Below are 14,441 nucleotides of genomic sequence, written 5' to 3'. Positions count from 1 at the left end.
CGCGAGGCGTCTCCGCTAGCGCCTCAAACGTTTGATTTAACGAAAGTTCATACACCGTCCAATCCCCCGGAAGCCCCGCTGCAGCGGGCGCCGGGGGTGTTCCCGGGGCAGGCTGCCATTCAAGTCGGGGCCTTCCGGGTCGATAGCTCAAGGACGACTGCAACAAGCCCTGCAACCCGGGAGGGTAAACGTGAAACCAAGCGCGACGATCGGTACAAGAATCAGCATGAAAATGCGCGCACTGTCCGGCCTGAAACCCAGGCTTCCGCTCAAGGGCGTCAGCCCCCGCAGCTTCACCGTGGACGCCCTGTTCGCGCCAGCCATCAAGCTGCTCAACCGCCTGAAGTACCCCACCAAGTTCGGCCTCATGGGCCTGGTGGCCTTGCTGTCCATCGGATTCTTCGTGGTGTCGCTGATGTTCGCCATGCAAGGCGAACTGTCCGCCGCACGCCACGAGCGCGCCGGCCTGGCGACCTACCAGCCGGCGGCCCGCCTGTTGCAACTCACCCAGCAGCACATGGGCCTGGCGGCCGGTGCCGCCGCGGGCGACGAAGCCATGAAGGGCGCGCTCGGCGCCAAGCGTGGCGAGATCGACACCGCCATCAAGTCACTGGACGCTGCGCTCGTTAAGGCGCAGGACGAGGTCTCCGGCCTGGATGCCGCGCAGGCGCGCCTGAAGACCGTCGCCGCCGAATGGAAGCAGGTGCAGGCCAAGGCCGCCGCCGATGCCAGCGGCGTGGCGACTGCCCACGCGAAGCTGTTGCAACTGGAAGCCGACCTGTTCCGCGACATCGGCGAAGGCTCGCGCCTGATGAGCGATGCCCAGCCCGACACCAGCTTCATGGCCGACACCTTGCTGCGCAAGCTGCCCGAGGCCACCGACCGCCTCAGCCGCCTGCGCGCTTCCGGCACCATCGTGCTGACCACCAAGGACATGGCCGGCGAATGGCGCCAGGTCGTACCGCAAGTGGCGGAAGTGGAGCGCACCCGTGGCGAACTGGTCGACTCCATCCAGCGTGCCGCCGCGGCCACGCCGGGCGGCCTGCCCAAGCTCAAGGGCATGCTCGACGAACTGGATGCCAGCACCAAGGCACTGGGCGAGGTGGTGGACGCGGAGATCACGCGCGGTGGCTTCAGCGTGCCGGCGGTGGACTTCTCCACGCAGATCGCCCGCAGCATCGACAATCTTTTCGCCCAGTCCGTCAACCAGATCGTGCCCGCCCTGCAGGCGCGCCTGGACGAGCGCATCGCCTCGCTGGAGACGCGCTTTTACAGCAACATGGTGATCGCCGCCGTGTGGGTGCTGGCCCTGGTGTATGGCACGGTGGCGATGTTCTTCGCCATCCTCGGTTCGGTGTCCGAACTGGCCGCCGGCGCGCAGGAAATCCGCAACGGCAAGCTGGGCTACCGCATCGACTTCTCGGCGCATGACGAGCTGCGTGACGTCGCCGACCAGTTCAACGGCATGGCCGGCTCCTTCTCCGAAGTGATCCGGCAGGTGCAGACCACCGCGAAGGACCTGTCGAGCAGTTCCGCCGCGCTGGCCTCCACCGCGGCCAGTGTGTCCGGCGGTTCCGAGCGCCAGAGTGAAGCAGCGTCCAGCATGGCGGCCGCCATCGAGGAAATGACCGTGGGCATCGACGAGATTTCGCGTCATGCCGGTTCGGCCGAGACGGTGGCCAACCAGTCCGGTGACCAGTCCGTGTCCGGTGGCGAGATCGTCGCCCAGACCGTGCAGGAAATGGAGCGCATCGCCGAGGCGGTGAACGAATCCGCCGGGGTCATCCAGGAACTGGGCCGCAACTCGGCACGCATCAGCTCCATCGTGAACTCCATCAAGGAAATTGCCGACCAGACCAACCTACTGGCGCTCAACGCCGCCATCGAGGCGGCCCGCGCCGGCGAGGAAGGCCGTGGCTTCGCAGTGGTGGCCGACGAGGTGCGCAAGCTGGCCGAGCGCACCGGCCGCGCCACCCACGAGATCTCCGGCATGGTCGGTGCCATCCAGACCGGCACCAATCGCGCCGTGGCGGTCATGCAGGACGGCGTGTCCCGCGTGCGCAGCGGCGTGGACCTGACCAACCAGGCCGGCGCCGCCATGTTGTCGATCCGCGACGAATCCGGCCGCGTCGTGCAGTCCATCGCCGACATCTCGCTGGCCCTGCGCGAGCAGACCGCCGCGAGTACCGAGATCGCCCAGAGCGTCGAGCGCATCGCCCGCATGGCCGAAGAGAACAGCGACGCCGTGGCCGGCACCGCCGCCACCGCTGCGCGGCTGGAATCGCTGGCCCGTGACCTGAATCAGGAGGTCAGCCGCTTCAGTATCTGAGCGCGCTGACCCATTACGCATAACCGGAGACTGTCTTGAATCTGCTAAGACTGTTTTTCATCCCCGCCATCGCTGTCCTGCAGCGCCTCAAGTACCGCTGGAAGTTCGGCCTGCTGGGGGTCGTCGCATTGCTGGCGATCGGCTTCTTCATGATCTCGCTGGCGCAATGGACGCGCAGTTCGCTGGACGCCGCACGCCATGCCGCCACCGGCCTCGACGTGTACGAGCCGACCCTGGTGGCGCTGCAGAAGCTGCAGCACTTCAACGGCTACGCGCTGGGCGCCAAGGGCGCGGACGACCTCAAGCCGCTGGCCGAGCAGGCCATGAAGGATGCCGACGCCGCCTTTGCCGACGTCGGCGAGGAAGTCGCCGATGCCGGCCAGCTGCAGCTCGGCGAAAGCTGGAAGAAGGTCGCCGCCGAATGGGACAAGCTGAAGAAGGCCGCGCAGGAGAAGGATGCCCGTGAGCTGCAGGAGGCCGGCCGGCCGCTGCAGGACGCGATCATGCTGTTCATGCGCGACCTGGCTGCCGCCTCCGCGCTGTCACGCGACCCGGATCCGCGCGGGGCCTACCTGGCCGATTCGCTGATGCGCAGCGTGCCGGAGTCCACCGAACGCATCAGCCGCCTGCGTACCAGCGGCATCATGGTGCTGGGCGTGCCGGGCTTCGCCAAGGAATGGCGGCGCATGGGCAACCAGCTCGACGAGATGGAACGCTTCCGCGGCGATCTCATCGAGAACATGGTGCGCTCCGCCGGGGACTCCAGCGGCGTGAAGGCCGACATGGAGGCGGCCGGCAAGGCGCTGACGGCGTCCACCGCCCCCTTCATCGAGACGACCCGCAGCAAGGTGCTGTCCGGCACCCGCGGCGTGTCCGCCAAGGACTACGCGGTGGAGGGCAGCAAGGCGCTGGATGCCTATTACAAAGTCATCTTCGACGAGGTGTATGGCGAGCTGAACAGCATCGTCAACTGGCGGGTCGCCACGCTGGGGATGCGCTTCCTGCTCACCAACCTCGTGGGCTTGGCTGGCGTGCTGCTGCTGGTGTACATGGCGGTCGCGCTGTTCCTGTCGATCACCCGCTCGGTGGCCGAGTTGTCGGAAGGCGCGCAGCGCATCGGCGCCGGTGAACTGGGCTACCGCATTCCGTTCTCCGCGCAGGACGAACTGGAGGAAGTCGCCGACCAGTTCAATGGCATGGCCGAAGCCTTCGGGTCGGTGATCCAGCGCGTGCAGGCGGCGTCGCGTGAAGCGACCGACGCAGCCAGCCAGCTCTCCGGCTCCGCCGACAACGTGTCCAGCGGTTCGGAGAAACAGAGCGAGGCCGCCGCCAACATGGCCGCGACGGTGCAGCAGATGACCGTGGGCATCAACGAGATTGCGCGCTACGCGGAGGAGGCGGAGCACACCGCCACCAGTTCCGGCAACAGCGCGAACAAGGGTGGCGAGGTGGTGATGCGGTCGGTGTCCGAGATCGAGCGTATCTCCGACGCGGTGAACCAGTCCTCCAAGGTGATCGCGGAGCTGGGCAACAACTCCGAAGCGATCGGCGCCATCGTGAACACCATCAAGGAAATTGCCGAACAGACCAACCTGCTGGCGCTCAACGCGGCCATCGAGGCCGCCCGGGCCGGCGAGACCGGTCGCGGCTTCGCCGTGGTGGCCGACGAGGTGCGCAAGCTGGCCGAGCGCACGTCGAAGGCGACCCAGGAAATCACCGGCATGATCGACGCCATCCAGTGGGGCACCGATCAGGCGGTGGAGAGCATGAAGAAAGGCGTGGGACGCGTGGACGCCGGCGTGGCGCTGACCCGCCAGGCCGGCGACGCGATGCGCGTCATCAACGAGTCCGCCAACCAGGTGGTGAAGTCGGTGTCGGAAATCTCGCTGGCGATGCGCGAGCAAGGGGCCGCGAGTACCGAGATCGCGCAGAACGTGGAGCGCATCGCGCAGATGGCGGAAGAGAACTCCGCCGCCGTCGGCGCGACCGCCAGCACGGCGCGCGACCTGGAGGCGCTGGCCCAGCGTCTCGACGAGCAGATGCGCAGGTTCCGGGTGTAGGCGATTCCGGCTGCGGACAAGACGGAACGGCCCTGCGGGGCCGTTCTGCTTTCCGGCGTGTCAGCGGCCCGCGGGGGCGGGGGCCGCCGGGCGGGTCTGGGCGAGTTCCCCCAAGGCCACGTCGGCTGGCATTTCCTGCAGCCGCCAGGTGACATCAGTGCGCAGCTCGGCGACGTCCTCGGTCAACCGGTCAGTGCTGACGGTCAGGCGCAGGAAGCGCTTCTCGCCGCTGTCCAGCGTGAAACGCAGTTCGGCCGGCGTCCCGTTGATGCGGGTGGTGGTGGTCGGTTCCTTGTTGGTCAGCACCCAGCGTTGCTGCAGCAGGTGCTCGCCGGCCGCCAGCGGAATGACGGCGTGCTCGTTGCGGGCCAGGGAGGCGGGCGACTTGCCATCCACCATCACCGCCGCCGTGAGGCTGGCGAAGCCATTGCCCTGGCGATACACGACGATGGCGCCTTGCCCGACGGGCAGCGGGAAATTCCTGTCGAAGCCCAGCGACGCGGAGGGGGCCGGGGTGGCACAGGCGGTCAGCAGGGTGGCTGCCACACAGGTGGCAAGAACGGTGGCAAGAGCGGTGGCGAGCGGGCGAATGGCTGTCATGGTTGTTGTGTGTTGTGGGGTGCCGCCTTTATAGCCAGAGGTGGGCATGGCAGGTGCATGAACTGCCCTTTTTTACTCAAGCTTTACCCGCGTTGCCGAGCGCTTTGTTGCGGCGGCCGCAAGACACCCGGCTGCACGAAGCCTCGGTCACACGGGAACCGCTAGCCGGCAGACAGCCGGAAATGACAGAAGGCCACCGGTTTCCCGGTGGCCTTCTGGTGTGGCGTGATGCGGCGTGGCGATGCGGGGAAATGCGCGGAGGATCAGCCGCGGGTGCCGGACCCCTTCAGCGAGCGGGCGGAGGGCTGGCTGAAGTCCAGGGCCACCACCTCGGCGCCCCGGCCGGGCACCGACCGGTTTTCGCCGTTGCTGCGGGCGGCGATGAAGAGGCGGCCCATCATCAGCGTGCGCCAGGCCTCGCCGCCAGCCATGGTGTAGAAGCGGGTGCGTTCCAGGCGGGCACGTTCCAGCAGGCGCATGGCTTCACGCGGCGGTTGCGCCACCAGGGTTGCCAGCGTCATGGTGTTGAGCACCACGCTGTCCAGCGCCTCGTAGAAGGCTTCGGTCTGTTCGGGGCTCAGCGAGTCGTAGTGGCGGAACCAGTTGTTGCGCTGGACCAGCAGCGCGTCCGTCTGCGGCTTGCTCAGCCAGTAGAGGTTCCAGGCCTGGGTGTCGCCGTGCTGATGCATCAGCCGGAAAATGCAATGCGTCATGCCGGGAATGGCATAGCGGTCGGGCGTATGCGGGGCATACATGAGGACGCCGTTCCAGTGCTGCATGCTGAGCCTCGTCGATCTGTGGAATAGCGGGCGTTTTGTCGCCCGTCTCTCAGTCTTATTACGGTCAGCCTGGAGGGCACTTGAGCAGGCGACCCGCCGGGAAACGCGTAGCGGACACCTTTCTCCAGCTTTGTTCTGCCTGCTGCAACGTCCGCTGAGGGAATGGCCATGCTGGGCGCCTGCACGGCTTTCGCCAAGCTGCGCCACAGCATGCACTGTGGCAACGGCCATGCCGGCAGGTTCATCTTCCTGCCCTTCGGTCCGGCCGCCAGACGGCGTGGAAGCCAGTGTCGGAGCGCTCTGACGAGGGCTTCAGGCGGAGCCTACAGGGCGCCATGCGGCGCGGTCTTAGCCTGTCATCAGAGGGCGTCCCGCATCGGGATGCCTGAGATCCCGGCGCCGCCGGGGCATCCAGGAGAGCTTTTCGTGAATGCGTCGGACACCGCGCTGCTGCATGCCGACATGTCAGCCCCCGAGCTGGGCGACGTGTCCGAAGACATGCCTGACGCCTTGCAGGCGATGCCCCCGGCGGTGGATGAGCCGCCGGTGCTGCGTCTGCTCACGGTGAACATGCACAAGGGCTTCAGCATGCTGCGCCGCCGCTACATCCTGCCGGCATTGCGCCAGGCCATCTCCGCGGATCGCGCCGACCTGGTGTTCCTGCAGGAGGTGCACGGCGAACACTCCATGCATGCCCGCCGCGTACGGGGCTGGCAGCCGGTGCCGCAGTACGAGTTCCTCGCCGACGGCCTGTGGCGCGACCATGCCTACGGTCGCAACGCCGTGTATCCGGAAGGGCACCACGGCAACGCCATCCTGTCGCACTACCCCATCGTGTCGCACGCCAACCACGACGTGTCGCAGCAGGGCGACGAGGCGCGCGGCATCCTGCATGCATTGATATGGCATGCCGCCTTCGGCTGCCACCTGTTCATCGCCTGCGTTCACCTCGGTCTCGCGGAAGCGCATCGGCAGCGCCAGTTCGGCCTGCTGCGCAGCCTGCTGGAGACGGAGGTGCCCGAGGGGACTCCGGTCATCATCGCCGGCGACTTCAACGACTGGCGCCGCAAGCTGCACCACGCCATGCTCGACCTGGGCTTCCGCGATGCGCACGAGACCTATGCCGGCAGCCTGGCGCGCACCTACCCGGCGCTGTGGCCACTGCTGCCGCTGGACCGCATCTACTGCCGCGGGCTGAAGATCATCGCTGCGTCGCGACCCGGCCACGCGCCCTGGTCCAGCCTGTCCGATCACACTCCCCTGATTGCCGAGGTACTGCCATGAAGACTGACTGGCTCCCGGGTCACGCCGTCCAGATGCTGGAGAACGGCGAGGACTATTTTCCCCGCGTGTTCGAGGCGGTCTCGCAAGCGCGCCGCGAGGTGCTGATCGAGACCTTCATCCTGTTCGACGACAAGGTGGGCCGCGAACTGCGCGAGGTGCTGATCGCCGCGGCGCAGCGCGGCGTGGTGGTGCACCTGACGGTGGACGGTTTCGGGTCGCCCGACCTGACTGGCGAATTTGCCGATGGCATGGTGGCGGCCGGCGTGCATCTGCACCTGTTCGACAATGCGCGCCGCTTCATGGGCGTGCGCTTCAACGTGCTGCGCCGCATGCACCGCAAGCTGGTCACCGTGGATGGCAAGCTCGCCTTCTGCGGCGGCATCAATTACTCGGCCGACCATGTGGCCGATTTCGGCCCGGAGTCGAAACAGGACTATGCGATGGAGATCCGCGGCCCGCTGGTGGCCGACATCCGCAACTTCCTGGTCGCCGAGATGCGTCGCTACGGCGCGCGCGGCATTTCCACGCTGCGTGCGCAGCGCGGGACACCGCAGGTGATGCCCGGCCGCTACGGCCATGCGCGGGCGATGTTCGTCACCCGCGACAACCGTCGTGGCAGCACCGACATCGAGCGCGAGTACCGCCGCGCCATCCTCGGGGCGAAAAGCGAGGTCGTCATCGCCAATGCCTATTTCTTCCCTGGCTACCGCTTGGTGTCGGCACTGCGGCGCGCGGCCAAGCGTGGTGTCAACGTCATCCTCGTGCTGCAGGGGCAGCCTGACGTGCCGATGGCGATGTACTGCGCACGCCTGCTCTACGGCACGCTCATCAGCGCCGGCGTCACCGTGTATGAGTACTGCGAGCGGCCCCTGCACGGCAAGGTGGCGGTCATCGACGGGCAGTGGTCCACCGTGGGCTCCAGCAACCTCGATCCGCTCAGCCTGTCGCTGAACCTTGAAGCCAACGTGATGGTGCATGACCGGGCCTTCGCCGCAGACCTGCGCGGCCGCCTGCAGCGCCTCATCGACAACCACTGCCGCAGCCTGACCAAGGAAGACGTAGCACGTCCCAGCCGCTGGCGCACCCTGCTGGGCGTGGCGTCGTACCACGCAATGCGTCGCTTCCCGGCGCTGTGCCGCCTGATCCCGTCACGCAAGCCGCGTATCGAAACCCTGTGCGCGCCGATGTCGGTGGGCGCGGATGGTGGCTCGTCATGAAAAACTGGCTGGCGCGACATCCGCACAGCCAGACAGCCCTGCGCTGGTTGCAGCGCTGGGGTGGATTGGTATTGCTGGCGGTGGTGGCGGTAGTGATGACGCGCCAGGCCCGCAGCATCGACTGGGGCGGCGTGGCCGCTGCCCTGCGCGCCACGCCGGACATGAGCCTGGTCGCCGCTGCGGCGCTCACCGTGCTGAGCTACTTCACCTATGCCTGCTACGACCTCGTCGGGCGCCGGCAGATCGGCCACCACGTGTTGCCGCGCCATTGCCTGCGCATCGCCGCGGTCAGCTACGCCATCAACCTGACCCTGGGCGCGATGCTCGGCGGCGCGGCCACCCGGCTGCGTCTCTACTCGGCGGCCGGGCTCAAGCCGGAACAGACCGCGGGGGTCATCCTGTCGGCGATCTACACCAACTGGATCGGTCTCGCCGCGCTGGCGGCCACCTTGTTCGCCATCTACGACATCCGCATGCCGGCCGACCTGCCGGGCAGCGAGCTGGCGGCCCGGCTGATCCAGTGGGTCGGCAGCATCGCGGTGCTGGTCTACCTGACGTTGTGCGCATGGAAGGGCGGCCAGGCACTGGCGGCCGACCGTGACAGCGTGAGTGCGTCGCCCTGGCAGCGCCTGCCGGGCTGGCGCCTGTCACTGGCGCAGGTCGGCCTGGGCGCGCTCAACTGGCTGTGGGTCGCCGCTGTGTGGCGCGTGTTGCTGGGTGACGAAGTGGCCTTTGGCAACGTGGTGGGCATGGTGGCCATGGCCAGCCTGGCCGGCGTGATCATCCGCGTGCCGGGTGGCTTGGGCGTCATGGAGGCGGTTGCCGTGGGCATGCTGAGCGGGCCGCAGTTGCCGCCCCACGCGGTACTGGCCGGCGCGCTGCTGTTCCGGGCCATCTACTGCATCCTGCCCCTGCTGGCGGCCGCCGGCTTCCTCGTCGTGACGGAACTGCGCCAGCGCCGGACCCGGCGCGAGGGGAGCGAGGAACGTCCCGCCCGCAAGCAGGACGACGCCCCGATCCTGAAGCCGGATGAGCGGCGTTACGGTCCTGCCAGCTGAACCCGAGGGTGGGTGATCCCGCTGACGGTCTCCTGGGAAATCTCAGGGAGATCGTGCGGGAGAACTGCGTTCGGGGGATCCTGCGAAAGGAAGACGGGTCGCGGGCGGTACTTCCACCTGCACGGACACCGCCGTCACGACCAAGGGAAAGGCCATGATCCTGCGGACCATGGCCTTGCGAGCCCGTTACAACAGCAGCGTGCCCTGGCGTTGCACCGGCCGGCGGGCGGAGGCCCGGGCGTTGGCGTCGCCGAAGGACTGCAGCACGACGCGGTTGTCTTCCTCTAGACGCAGCGCGTCATGCGGAACGGCCATGCGTACGCGGGCACCGGCGTGGCTTTCCACCAGCAGGATGGCGGTGTCGGGCGGGTCGCCAACGCGGCTGCTGTCCAGGCGTGCGAATTCACGCAGTTCGCCGTCGTAGACGACGGTGCCGGGGGCAAGTCCGGCCGCGCTGACGGCTTCTGCCGGCGCAGCCGTGCTGCGGTCGAACCAGACGGCCGACAGCAGGATGGCGCTGCACAAGGCAGCGGTGATGAAGGGGGTGGGGCGGGTGAGCTTCATGGTCTGCTCCCTGGGGTTTGTCTTGTCTGTTCTTGTTTGTCTTCAGACGAAGCATCCGCCAGCGCGGGTCTGGCGCGGGTCGGTCGCAACTGAAAGCCCTGTAGGACGATGCCTGCAGGCTGTCGGCGCAATGGGGAGGGGCAGCGCAGCACTGTCCGGCACGCAGACCGGATGGGGACCACACTGATGGCGTGCTGCAGCCAGCCAGACTCGCCTGATGGGCTGCCGCGTGCAGCAAAGCCGAACCGGGTGCCGGGATGCGCAGGAATCTTGCAACGCTGTTGGTGCTGTCCGCCATTGCCGGCCTGTGCGCCTACCTGGCCCGGACCTTCAGCCAGGGTATGCCGTCAGACCTGCTTTTCAGCGGCGGCATCGTGCTGCTGTTCCTCTGCGTCATGCTGACGATGACGTTCTTCGACGACCGCAACGACTGAAGGCGCCCCGCGCGCAACGACGTCTCCGGGCTACATATGAAAGAAAGGGCCGGTCCCGCGAAGGACCGGCCCTTTCTGCATTGACGCACCGCCTGGCGTGGCGTCAGCGCCCGCCCCGCATCAGGTGGGAGACGAAGCTCACCAGGGCCATGATGAGGAAGATGAAGAACAGGATCTTGGCAATGCCCACGGCGCTGGCGGCGATGCCGCCGAAACCGAAGACGGCGGCAATGAGGGCGATGACGAAGAACACGATAGCGTAGTGCAGCATGACACTCTCCTTGTTTTGTTTGACCGGCCTGTCGGGACAGGTGGGGTGGGTTGCTGGAACGACTACCGGAAAACCACAGGAACCGCGTTCCACACGACCTCACTGTAGTGCGCGCCGCGCGTGGCGGTATTCAGCCGATTCCGGAATGCATGTGGGATTCGACTGACTGCCTCCGCAACGGTGAGGGTAATGGCCGGTGCATGGGGGTATATGGAAGAGGATCTATGGAGGAGGGCACCCGTGGGGCTGACAGGCTTCGTGGTCTCCCTTATGAGAAGGGGCTGTGGGATCAGGGAGCAGCCGGTAGGTGTCGTCCGACGCCGGGGCGTGGCGGAGGACGAGACCGCGTGGCGGGGCCCGCCTACGCTGGACGCCAGGCGACTTGCCTAGCATTCGGGGTGTGGCGGAAACGTCACCGGCAGCGGCAAGACGCCTCCGCCAGAAAATCCTGAGACCACGAATGAAGGAGTACCTCATGAATACCCAAATCAAACTGATGAGTGCCATCGTGAGTGGCGTCCTGCTGTCCACCAGCATGGCCGTGTCGGCCGCCGACGCAACTGACAGCGCCCAGTACAAGGCGGAGAAGACCGCTATCGAAAAGCGCTTCAAGGCCGACAAGGAAAGCTGTGACACGCTGTCCGGCAATGCCAAGGACATCTGCGAGAAGCAGGCCAAGTTCACGGAAGTGAGCGCGCTGGGCGAGCTGGAAGCCAACGCCAAGGGCACGGCTGAAGCGCGTCGCGACGCTGAGGAAGGCAAGGCCAAGGCGGCCTACGAACTGGCTCGCGAAAAGTGCGACGACCTGAGCGGCAACCGCAAGGACGTGTGCCAGAAGGAAGCCGTGGCCGACCGTGACCGCCTGCGCGCCGACGTGAAGGCCGGCGGCACCGTTCCGCCGCAAGGCACCCTGCGCTAAGCAGGTACCGCCAGAGGTAGCGTCGGCCGGACATCGTCCGACCGGCACGCCTCCTGCGTAAAGACGACAGCCCCAGCGCGTCACCCGACGCGCTGGGGCTGTCGTCTTTCCAGGCGCCCGCGCCTGCCACATCCGGATCCTGCCGGCGCACTGCCTGCAAGGGCAGGCCGGGTGCCAGGTAAGTGAATCTCCGTACGTCCACCCACCCCTGTCCTGTTACATCCCTGACATGCTGGGCGTGCATGCTGCGCGCCGGTGGTGGTGGCGCCCGGGAGCGGTGTAGGAAACTTCCTGCAAGGAGATCGGTTCCAACTTACCGTCGCCTGCCGTGCCAACGGCCATCATCGCTCCACCATAACAAAGGCATCGAGCATCATGAAGCTGAAACGCAAGCACTTCGCCCCCCATAACCTGCCGGCCGCCGAGCAGGACCTGCTTTCGGACGGACCCGGCGCGCTGAGCCTGGTCGCCCAGCCCAAACCCTCCAGCGTGGCTGTCGTCGTGGAACACGGCGTGGCCTACGAAGTGATCGAGAGCATCGTGCGTCGCCTCGGACGTGCCGCACGCGTGTTCATCCTGTCCGAACGCGTCGGCGCGGTGCGCAGCGCGGAAGGCAACCTCATCGAAGTCGATGGCACCGTGCGCCGCATGGACGCCCGCATGTTCGACTACGTCATCGCCCCCTGCCGCCTGAGCGCCAGCCTGACCCGCGCCTTTCTGGAACAGGCCCGCGAAGCCGGCTGCCGCGTGCTCAGCACCGCCGCCGTCCCGGCCTGACACTCGGCCCGGCCACGGGGCCGCGCCGGTGGCCCTCAGTGGCGCTTGTCCTGCCGGATGTTGCCGATCATCAGGGTGCGGCCGGCGAAAAGGCCGCCGTTGATCTCCACCGCAAAGCGCTCGGCATCGCGGCGGCGCAGGTCGTCCGCGATCTCGTCGGCCATCTCCGGCGTGCCACCCAGCGCGACGACCGCTTCCTGACCCATCTTCATCGCTGACTCGAAGGTCTCCCGGATCAGCCAGTCCGCGTTGGCCTGCATCAACTCCACGGCATGTTCCCGGTCGTAGGCGCGCACCAGGATGCGCGTCTTCATGCAGGTCTCCCGCGCAGCCTTGACGATGCGGGTAACGGATTCCTTGTCGTCGATGCACACCAGGATCACCTGCGCGCTCTTCGCGCCGGCAGCGGCCAGCACGTCCGAGCGGGCGCCGTCTCCGTAATACACCTTGAAGCCGAAGGCTTCAGCGTCCCGCGCCACCTGCGGATCGTTGTCGATGATGGTGACCCGCGCACCCCGAAGCAGCACGTGCTGGCTGACGATCTGCCCGAAGCGTCCGAAGCCGACCAGCAGGACGTCGCCCGCCACGTCGCGCGGGGCTTCCACGCCTTCCAGCGACAGGGTCTTGCGGCTTGCCCAGCGGCGATGGGCGAGCACCACCAGCGGGGTGAGTGCCATCGACAGCACCACGATGGCGGTCATGTTGGCGTTGACCTCCGCGTCGATGACGCCGGCGCCCAGCGCCGCGCTGAACAGGACGAAGGCGAACTCGCCGCCCTGCGCCATCAGCACCGTGCGGTCCAGCGCTTCGGCATGATTGCTGCGGGCAATGCGCGCCACGACGTAGATGCACAGCGCCTTCACCAGCATCATCACCAGCACTCCGGCAACGATCAGCGTCGCATTGCGCGCCACCACGGCGAGGTCCAGCGCCATGCCGACGCCGAGGAAGAACAGGCCCAGCAACAGGCCGCGGAAGGGCTCGATGTCGGCTTCGAGCTGGTGGCGGAAACTGGACTCCGACAGCAGCACGCCGGCGACGAAAGCGCCCATCGCCATCGACAGGCCACCCAGCTGCATCAGCAGCGCCGCGCCCAGCACCACGAACAGGGCGGCGGCGGTCATGACCTCGCGGGCCCGTGAGCGCGCCAGCACGCGGAACAACGGGTTGAGCAACCACAGCCCGACGGCGATGAGTGCCGCCAGCGCCGCCACCGCTACGCCGACCGACACCCAGCGCGAGGACACGTCCACTGTGCCGACCGTGGCCTGCGGTGCCAGAAAGGCCACCGCCGCCAGCAAGGGCACGATCAGCAGGTCTTCCAGCAGTAGGATGGACACGATCTTCTGCCCGCCCGGGGTGGCGGTGTCGCCGCGTTCGCCCAGCAGTTGCATGACGATGGCCGTGGAGGTCAGTACGAAGCCCATGGCCGACACGAAGGACACCGCTGGCGAGAAGCCGAAGGCGATGCCCACGCCCGTCAGCAGGATGCCGCAGGCGAACACCTGCAGGCTGCCCAGTCCGAAGATCTCGCGGCGCAGCCCCCACAGGTGCGATGGCCGCATCTCCAGTCCGATCACGAACAAGAACATCACGACGCCCAGTTCCGCCGTATGCAGGATGGTCTGCGGGTCGCTGAACCAGCCCAGCCCGTAGGGGCCGATGGCGAGTCCTGCGGCCAGGTATCCGAGCACCGACCCCAGACCGATGCGCTGGAACAGCGGCACGGCCACGACCGCTGCGCCCAGCAGGGCGACAGCCTGGATGAGATTGCCTGCGCCCTCAGCCGCCATGGGTCACTCCGGTGTTCGAGCCTGCTGCGAAGCGGAGGAGAGGCTGGCCCGGCACAGAGCCGGGCAAGGAGCAAGGAAAGGGACAAGGACGGGGCATACGCGGTGACATGGGGCGCTCGGTGTCGGAATTCTGCCTGCGGGCGGGTCGTACGTTCGGCGGCTGGCCGAAGGAGGGGGCGGCGCCCGCCCCCGAAGGACGGCGTGTGATCGCATCCGGCTGGTTACAGTCGGCGTGACGGCTGGCCGAAGGTATCACGCATCCCCTGCGGCCCGTCCGGTGCGTGGCGCCGGCGTTCCGGGGCTGTTGAAACGGCCGCTGGCCGCTTTGCGCAGGGCCGCGCTGACGCACTGCAATA

General features: G+C 67.3%; 13 protein-coding genes. 8 read left to right on the top strand and 5 right to left on the bottom strand.

The features are described 5' to 3' along the window. The first annotated feature begins 226 nt into the window (after positions 1 to 226). On the top strand, positions 227 to 2,329 hold the full coding sequence (locus tag VVD47_RS10020; protein ID WP_327603318.1) for a methyl-accepting chemotaxis protein: 2,103 nt from the start codon (positions 227 to 229) through the stop codon (positions 2,327 to 2,329). A 35-nt stretch (positions 2,330 to 2,364) separates the two neighbouring features. Continuing rightward, positions 2,365 to 4,389 (top strand): methyl-accepting chemotaxis protein, encoded by a 2,025-nt coding sequence (locus tag VVD47_RS10015; protein ID WP_327603317.1) that lies wholly within the window; start codon positions 2,365 to 2,367, stop codon positions 4,387 to 4,389. Positions 4,390 to 4,449: 60 nt separating this feature from the next. On the opposite strand, the gene VVD47_RS10010 is transcribed toward VVD47_RS10015, so the two are convergent. Together VVD47_RS10010 and VVD47_RS10005 are read right to left on the bottom strand one after the other, a co-directional pair. After that, positions 4,450 to 4,989 (bottom strand): hypothetical protein, encoded by a 540-nt coding sequence (locus tag VVD47_RS10010; RefSeq protein WP_327603316.1) that lies wholly within the window; start codon positions 4,987 to 4,989, stop codon positions 4,450 to 4,452. A gap of 263 nt (positions 4,990 to 5,252) precedes the next feature. After that, positions 5,253 to 5,768: a hypothetical protein gene (locus VVD47_RS10005; protein ID WP_327603315.1), complete on the bottom strand. Its 516-nt coding sequence runs from the start codon at positions 5,766 to 5,768 to the stop codon at positions 5,253 to 5,255. A 426-nt stretch (positions 5,769 to 6,194) separates the two neighbouring features. On the opposite strand from VVD47_RS10005, the gene VVD47_RS10000 reads away from it, so the two are divergent. The 3 genes from VVD47_RS10000 to VVD47_RS09990 are packed head-to-tail and all read left to right on the top strand — an operon-like array spanning position 6,195 to position 9,327. Continuing rightward, positions 6,195 to 7,052: an endonuclease/exonuclease/phosphatase family protein gene (locus tag VVD47_RS10000; protein ID WP_443080976.1), complete on the top strand. Its 858-nt coding sequence runs from the start codon at positions 6,195 to 6,197 to the stop codon at positions 7,050 to 7,052. Continuing rightward, entirely contained in the window at positions 7,049 to 8,269 is a 1,221-nt protein-coding gene (gene clsB / locus VVD47_RS09995) for a cardiolipin synthase ClsB (protein ID WP_327603314.1), read from the top strand. The genes VVD47_RS10000 and clsB overlap by 4 nt, the downstream gene beginning before the upstream one ends. Beyond that, positions 8,266 to 9,327: a lysylphosphatidylglycerol synthase domain-containing protein gene (locus VVD47_RS09990; protein WP_327603313.1), complete on the top strand. Its 1,062-nt coding sequence runs from the start codon at positions 8,266 to 8,268 to the stop codon at positions 9,325 to 9,327. Before clsB ends, VVD47_RS09990 begins: the two co-directional genes overlap by 4 nt. 186 nt (positions 9,328 to 9,513) lie before the next feature. Here VVD47_RS09990 and VVD47_RS09985 read toward each other — a convergent pair whose 3' ends face one another. Beyond that, positions 9,514 to 9,891 carry a hypothetical protein gene (locus VVD47_RS09985; RefSeq protein ID WP_327603312.1) on the bottom strand — a complete coding sequence of 126 codons (378 nt, stop codon included), beginning with the start codon at positions 9,889 to 9,891 and terminating at the stop codon, positions 9,514 to 9,516. Positions 9,892 to 10,172: 281 nt separating this feature from the next. Here VVD47_RS09985 and VVD47_RS09980 point away from each other — a divergent pair, with 281 nt between their 5' ends. Then, the gene (locus VVD47_RS09980; protein ID WP_327603311.1) at positions 10,173 to 10,325 is read left to right on the top strand and encodes a hypothetical protein; all 153 of its coding nucleotides are present in this window, start codon (positions 10,173 to 10,175) and stop codon (positions 10,323 to 10,325) included. Positions 10,326 to 10,428: 103 nt separating this feature from the next. On the opposite strand, the gene VVD47_RS09975 is transcribed toward VVD47_RS09980, so the two are convergent. Then, positions 10,429 to 10,596 carry a DUF1328 domain-containing protein gene (locus tag VVD47_RS09975; RefSeq protein ID WP_327603310.1) on the bottom strand — a complete coding sequence of 56 codons (168 nt, stop codon included), beginning with the start codon at positions 10,594 to 10,596 and terminating at the stop codon, positions 10,429 to 10,431. Between the two features lie 475 nt (positions 10,597 to 11,071). Between VVD47_RS09975 and VVD47_RS09970 the strand changes: the two genes are divergently transcribed. Together VVD47_RS09970 and VVD47_RS09965 are read left to right on the top strand one after the other, a co-directional pair. Then, positions 11,072 to 11,515, top strand: coding sequence for a hypothetical protein (locus tag VVD47_RS09970; protein WP_327603309.1), 444 nt, complete (start codon positions 11,072 to 11,074; stop codon positions 11,513 to 11,515). A gap of 375 nt (positions 11,516 to 11,890) precedes the next feature. Beyond that, positions 11,891 to 12,292: a hypothetical protein gene (locus VVD47_RS09965; RefSeq protein ID WP_327603308.1), complete on the top strand. Its 402-nt coding sequence runs from the start codon at positions 11,891 to 11,893 to the stop codon at positions 12,290 to 12,292. 35 nt (positions 12,293 to 12,327) lie between these two features. On the opposite strand, the gene VVD47_RS09960 is transcribed toward VVD47_RS09965, so the two are convergent. Next, the gene (locus VVD47_RS09960; protein ID WP_327603307.1) at positions 12,328 to 14,085 is read right to left on the bottom strand and encodes a monovalent cation:proton antiporter-2 (CPA2) family protein; all 1,758 of its coding nucleotides are present in this window, start codon (positions 14,083 to 14,085) and stop codon (positions 12,328 to 12,330) included. Positions 14,086 to 14,441: the final 356 nt, after the last annotated feature.

Source organism: Uliginosibacterium sp. H1 (assembly GCF_036017065.1).
Lineage (GTDB): Bacteria > Pseudomonadota > Gammaproteobacteria > Burkholderiales > Rhodocyclaceae > Uliginosibacterium.
The sequence above is the reverse complement of the archived record's forward strand: the minus strand, read 5'-3'. Positions and strand labels throughout refer to the sequence as shown.

What these genes read in the sequence shown, in the direction of transcription:
- VVD47_RS09990 (WP_327603313.1), top strand. Translation starts at nt 8,266, where the DNA reads ATGAAAAACTGGCTGGCGCGACATCCGCACAGCCAGACAGCCCTGCGC.
- VVD47_RS10020 (WP_327603318.1), top strand. Translation starts at nt 227, where the DNA reads ATGAAAATGCGCGCACTGTCCGGCCTGAAACCCAGGCTTCCGCTCAAG.
- VVD47_RS10005 (WP_327603315.1), bottom strand. Translation starts at nt 5,768, where the DNA reads ATGCAGCACTGGAACGGCGTCCTCATGTATGCCCCGCATACGCCCGAC.
- clsB (WP_327603314.1), top strand. Translation starts at nt 7,049, where the DNA reads ATGAAGACTGACTGGCTCCCGGGTCACGCCGTCCAGATGCTGGAGAAC.
- VVD47_RS09965 (WP_327603308.1), top strand. Translation starts at nt 11,891, where the DNA reads ATGAAGCTGAAACGCAAGCACTTCGCCCCCCATAACCTGCCGGCCGCC.
- VVD47_RS10010 (WP_327603316.1), bottom strand. Translation starts at nt 4,989, where the DNA reads ATGACAGCCATTCGCCCGCTCGCCACCGCTCTTGCCACCGTTCTTGCC.
- VVD47_RS09960 (WP_327603307.1), bottom strand. Translation starts at nt 14,085, where the DNA reads ATGGCGGCTGAGGGCGCAGGCAATCTCATCCAGGCTGTCGCCCTGCTG.
- VVD47_RS09985 (WP_327603312.1), bottom strand. Translation starts at nt 9,891, where the DNA reads ATGAAGCTCACCCGCCCCACCCCCTTCATCACCGCTGCCTTGTGCAGC.
- VVD47_RS09975 (WP_327603310.1), bottom strand. Translation starts at nt 10,596, where the DNA reads ATGCTGCACTACGCTATCGTGTTCTTCGTCATCGCCCTCATTGCCGCC.
- VVD47_RS09970 (WP_327603309.1), top strand. Translation starts at nt 11,072, where the DNA reads ATGAATACCCAAATCAAACTGATGAGTGCCATCGTGAGTGGCGTCCTG.